The organism is Methylobacterium variabile, from assembly GCF_001043975.1.
GTDB classification, from domain to species: domain Bacteria; phylum Pseudomonadota; class Alphaproteobacteria; order Rhizobiales; family Beijerinckiaceae; genus Methylobacterium; species Methylobacterium variabile.
In genome coordinates, this window is record NZ_LABY01000230.1 from 1 (window position 1) to 5008 (window position 5008).

The 5008-nt window shown below is 65.5% G+C and carries 4 protein-coding genes and 1 pseudogene; 4 read left to right on the plus strand and 1 reads right to left on the minus strand.

Features of this window, described 5'->3' with window-relative positions; all coding sequences use genetic code 11:
* Window positions 1-20 precede the first annotated feature (20 nt).
* From VQ02_RS28250 to VQ02_RS28260, 3 genes are read left to right on the plus strand one after another with little or no spacing between them, the layout of a single operon-like run.
* Window positions 21-1304 (plus strand): ABC transporter substrate-binding protein, encoded by a 1284-nt coding sequence (locus tag VQ02_RS28250; protein ID WP_048447577.1) that lies wholly within the window; start codon window positions 21-23, stop codon window positions 1302-1304.
* On the plus strand, window positions 1301-2254 hold the full coding sequence (locus VQ02_RS28255) for an ABC transporter permease (protein ID WP_048447578.1): 954 nt from the start codon (window positions 1301-1303) through the stop codon (window positions 2252-2254). Before VQ02_RS28250 ends, VQ02_RS28255 begins: the two co-directional genes overlap by 4 nt.
* Window positions 2255-2259: 5 nt before the next feature.
* Complete coding sequence (locus VQ02_RS28260; protein WP_048447579.1) at window positions 2260-3156, plus strand: ABC transporter permease; 897 nt, start codon at window positions 2260-2262, stop codon at window positions 3154-3156.
* A gap of 229 nt (window positions 3157-3385) precedes the next feature.
* On the opposite strand, the gene VQ02_RS38800 is transcribed toward VQ02_RS28260, so the two are convergent.
* Complete coding sequence (locus VQ02_RS38800; protein WP_048447580.1) at window positions 3386-3646, minus strand: transposase; 261 nt, start codon at window positions 3644-3646, stop codon at window positions 3386-3388.
* A 622-nt stretch (window positions 3647-4268) separates the two neighbouring features.
* On the opposite strand from VQ02_RS38800, the pseudogene VQ02_RS36235 reads away from it, so the two are divergent.
* Window positions 4269-5008, plus strand: a pseudogene (locus VQ02_RS36235) (IS5 family transposase); the annotation flags it as partial.

The window sequence follows — 5008 nt, forward strand, 5'->3', positions numbered from 1 at the left end:
GTCCAAGGGAGAATGACAACGTGACCGACACGAAGACGCCCCGCCTGTCCCGCCGCACGCTGCTGAAGGGGGCCGGCGCCGCGGCCGGCCTCGCCGCCGGCTCCGGGACGATCACCGGCTTCCCGGCGATCATCGCGGCCGAGCCCGTAACCCTGCGCTATCTCGGCACCGCCGTGAACCAGAGCGGCGACATTGCCCGCAAGGTGAAGGAGGATCTCGGCATCACGATCGAGTACATCCCGGTCGTGACCGACGAGGTCTCGAAGCGCGTCGTCACCCAGCCGAACTCCTTCGACATCGTCGACTCGGAGTATTTCAGCCTCAAGAAGCTGATGCCGTCGGGCAACCTCGTCGGCATGGATGCGAGGCGCATCAAGAACGCCGACAAGATCACGCCGGTCTTCACCAAGGGCGAGGTCGGGGGCAAGAAGATCGGCGACCAGGGCACGGCGCCCAAGAAGGTGTTCTATCTGGAAGGCCAGAACTCGACCAAGTTCGCGGGCTCGCCGACCGAGTGGATCACCCTGATCCCGACCACCTACAACGCCGACACGCTCGGCATCCGGCCCGACCTGATCAAGCGCCCGATCACGTCCTGGAAGGAGCTGCTGAACCCCGAGTTCAAGGGACGTGCCTCGATCCTCAACATCCCGTCGATCGGCATCATGGACGCCGCGATGGTGGTGGAGGCGACCGGCGACTACACCTATCCCGACAAGGGCAACATGACGAAGGCGGAGATCGACCGCACCATGAAGGTGCTGATCGAGGCCAAGCGCGCCGGCCAGTTCCGCGCCTTCTGGCAGGACTTCAACGAATCCGTGAACCTGATGGCGTCCGGCGAGACAGTGATCCAGTCGATGTGGTCGCCCGCCGTCACCAAGGTGCGCTCGCAGGGCGTCGCCTGCACCTACCAGCCGCTGAAGGAGGGCTACCGCGCCTGGGCCACCGGCTTCGGCCTGCCCAAGACCCTGACCGGAAGGAAGCTCGACGCTGCCTACGATTTCATCAATTGGTTCCTGTCGGGCTGGGCCGGTGCCTATTTGAATCGCCAGGGCTACTACTCGGCGGTGCTGGAAACGGCAAAAGCCCACATGGAGCCCTACGAATGGGCATTCTGGATGGAGGGCAAGCCGGCCGAGAAGGACATCAAGGCTCCGGACGGCACCGTGATGGAGAAGGCCGGCGCGGTGCGCGACGGCGGCTCGTTCGAGCAGCGGATGGGCGCCGTCGCCTGCTGGAACTCGGTGATGGACGAGAACACCTACATGGTGCGCAAGTGGAACGAGTTCATCGCCGCATGAGCACGGCCGCGGCCTCCGCCCACGCCCTGCCGGAGGCGGCGCCCGCCGCCCCGGCCCTCCCGGGCCTCGCCACGGAGACGCGGCGCCAGCGACGCCTCGCCTACTGGCAGGCGATGCCGCTCGGGCTGGTCTTCCTCGCGTTCTTCCTGGTGCCGCTGGCGCTCACCGTGATCGTCAGCTTCTGGGAGTACAACGAGTACGAGATCATCCCGGCCTTCACCCTGCAGAACTACGTCGACGTGTTCGAGGGCTGCCTGTCGGGGGGCGACCTCTGCACCACCTTCCGGACCTACCTGTCGACGCTGAAGTTCTGCCTCCTCGGCTGGGCCGCGACGCTGACGATCGGGTTCACGGTGGCCTACTTCGTGGCGTTCCACGTCCGCTCGACGGCGATGCAGACGGTGCTGTTCCTGATCTGCACCATCCCGTTCTGGACCTCGAACGTGATCCGGATGATCGCCTGGATCCCGCTGCTCGGCCGCAACGGCCTCGTCAACGACACCCTGATGGGCCTCGGCCTGATCCGGACTCCGGTCGAGGGGCTGCTCTACTCCGACTTCTCGGTGGTGCTGGCCATCATCCACCTCAACACGGTGTTCATGATCGTGCCGATCTTCAACTCGATGATGCGGATCGACCGTGCCCTGATCGAGGCGGCGACCGATGCCGGCGCGACGCCCTGGCAGACTTTGTGGAACGTCATCGTGCCCCTGTGCAAGCCCGGCATCGCCATCGGGTCGATCTTCGTCCTGACGCTGATCATGGGCGACTTCGTCACCGTCGGCGTCATGGGCGGGCAGCAGATCGCCTCGGTCGGCAAGGTGATCCAAGTACAGATGTCCTACCTGCAGTTCCCCGCCGCCGCCGCCAACGCGGTGGTGCTGCTCGGCGCCGTGATGGTGCTGATAGCGGCGCTCACCCGCCTGATCGACCTGCGCCGGGAGCTCTAGACGCCATGAGCCGCGACGGTCCCCGTCCCTTCTCGTTCTACGTGCTGGCGGCCTTCTTCGGGCTGTTCGTGCTCTTTCTCTATGGGCCGACCCTGACGATCCTGGTGCTGAGCTTCCAGGGCCCGCAGGGCGGCCTCACCTTCCCGATGAACGGGGTCTCGACCTACTGGTTCTCGCGCCTGTGGGCCGGGCTCGGCGTCGTCGACATCTGGGCGGCGTTCCGGCGCTCGTTCGCCCTCGGCCTCGTCGTGATGGCGCTCACCGTCACCATCGCGCTCTTCGCAGGATTGGCCTTCCGCAAGGGGTTCCTCGGGCAGACGCCATTGTTCTACACCGCGGTGGCGAGCCTGATCGTGCCCTCGATCGTGGTGTCGCTCGGCATCGGCCTCGAGTTCCGGCTGATCGACGAGGGGATCAAGGCGTTCGCCGCCTGGACCGGCTGGGGCTTCCTGCAGGACCACGGCACCGTGATGGGGCTGTTCACCTCCGCGCTCGGTGCCCACCTGACCTGGACCCTGCCCTTCGGCCTGCTCATCATGTTCGCGGTGTTCAACCGCTTCAACCCGGCCTACGAGGAGGCCGCCCGCGACCTCGGCGCCACCGGGCCGCAATCCTTGCGCCACGTCGTGGTGCCGATCATCCTGCCCTCCCTCGTCGGCGTCGCCCTGTTCGGCTTCACCCTGTCGTGGGACGAGCTCGCCCGCACCAGCCAGGCGATCGGCGGGCGCAACACCCTGCCGCTCGAATTGCAAGGCCTCACTACCACGGTGACGACCCCGGAGATCTACGCGCTCGGCACCGTGACGACGGGCGTGTCGCTCCTCGTGATCGGGCTCGCCTTCGGCACCTTCCTGCTGATCCAGCGCCGGCGCGCCCGGCGGGTGACGCTGCCCGGGACCTGACGGCATGATAAGATGGGCACATGTGAGTACTACAGCCACGTATCAGGATCTGATGTGATCCGCTTGCTATCTGCAAGAGTGGCGGCTTGGCGATGCGGTCGCGTCCTGGTCTGGTTCGCTGTTGGCTTGGGAGCGGGAACTCACAGATGCTCCTATATTCGTCAAGTGGGTTTGGTGCAGGGCGCAGCCGCTCGCAGGTGGGCTTAGATCTCGCGGGCGACGAAGCGTTTCAGACAGCGGATGATCTCTCGCGCTTCGTCCGGCTCTCGGCCAGACGCCGCTGCATGTAGGCCAGCGTCGGCGGATGGCAGGGCAGGCGCACGATCACAACCCGGTGGAGCCCCGCGTTGGCTTGCCGGTTGCCGCCGCGGTTCAGGCGATGGCGCGTCGTCGTCCCGCTGGACGCCGGGATCGGGCGAGCGCTCCAGAGCTTGGCGAAGGCCGCTTCCGAGCGGATCCGCTCAGGATCGTCCCCAACTATGATGAGCATCTCGGCTGTCTTGCCCGCGGCGATGCCGGGGGCGGTCTTTCAGGGTCGGAGCAGCGATGCCGGTCAGGGCATCGAGGGTGCGGTTATGATCCTGGATTTCTGCGTCGAGCGCGAGCCAGTCTGGACCTCCTTGTTCCGCCGGGTGGTGGTGTGTGGGGGCATCGACGGCACCTCGTGGGAAAGCCCGAGGGGCTCGACGAGAGCGGATCAACATTAGCTATGTCTTGACCCGCGATATAGTCGGCAATCGATGTGGCCACGAGCAACCTTGGCTGCACGGCGATCCGATAGATTCTCGGCGAACTGCAGCAAGGTGATTAGGGCGAGCCGCAAGGGCGCGTCGACTGGGCCACCGCCGGAGGAGAACAACACCGCAAGCTGTGCATTGCCGAATACGATGCTGATTTTATCACTTAACTGCATACAAGCGTTGGCAAGTGGAAACGTTGTTGTGGCTACAGCTGCGGTCTGACTGGAAGCCTCTGTGGTCGAGCTTGCATGCGGCGACATGGCTTGCCTACATAGAGAACGCTTCAAGCTGCGACATCAATAAATTAGGGCCTGTTGTCGCATGAACTGATTGCGGTTGCGAGTGTTTCCCCGCTTTGACGGAGGAGACGCGATGCTGACGGATGCCCCATGGGCCGAGCTGGAACCGCTGATCGAAGCCTGTCGGCCAAAAGGCAAGACCCCGCCCAGGACCTGCGTCGGACCATCTCAGCCATTCTCTGGCGGCATCAGAACGGGGCCGCCTGGCGTGCCATCCCGGCCGAGCTTGGACCCTGGTGGCAGGCCGCCCAGATCGTCATCCGCTGGGCGCGCGCCGGCGTCTGGGACCGCCTCCTCGATCGCGTGCAGAGCCGCGGCGTCGCCCTCGGCATGGTGTTTCTCGATGGCACCAACATCCGCGCTCACCAGAAGGCGGCGGGCGCGGTTAAAAGGGGGGATCTGGAGCCGAGCGAGACGATCGTGAAGCTCTTGGCCGCTCGCGTGGCGGCTATGGCACCAAGGCTTGCGTGATCGCCGATGGGCGAGGCCGCCCCGTCGGCTTCCGCCTCGCGCCTGGTCAGGCGCACGAACTGCCCCACGCCCTCCCGCTGCTCGATCAACTCCCGAGCCTGCCCGAATGGGTGGTGGCCGATCGCGGCTACTCCAGCCACGGCTTCCGCGAGGCGATCTGGACAGCTGGAGCACGGCCAGCGATCCCGACCAAGAGCAACGAGGCGCCGGTCGCCTGTCCTGACTGGATCTACAACAACCGCAACATCGTCGAGAGACTGTGGGCGCGCCTGAAGGAGTGGCGCGCCATCGCCACTCGCTACGAAAAGACTGCCGTCAGCTTCATGGGCATCCTCTGCCTCG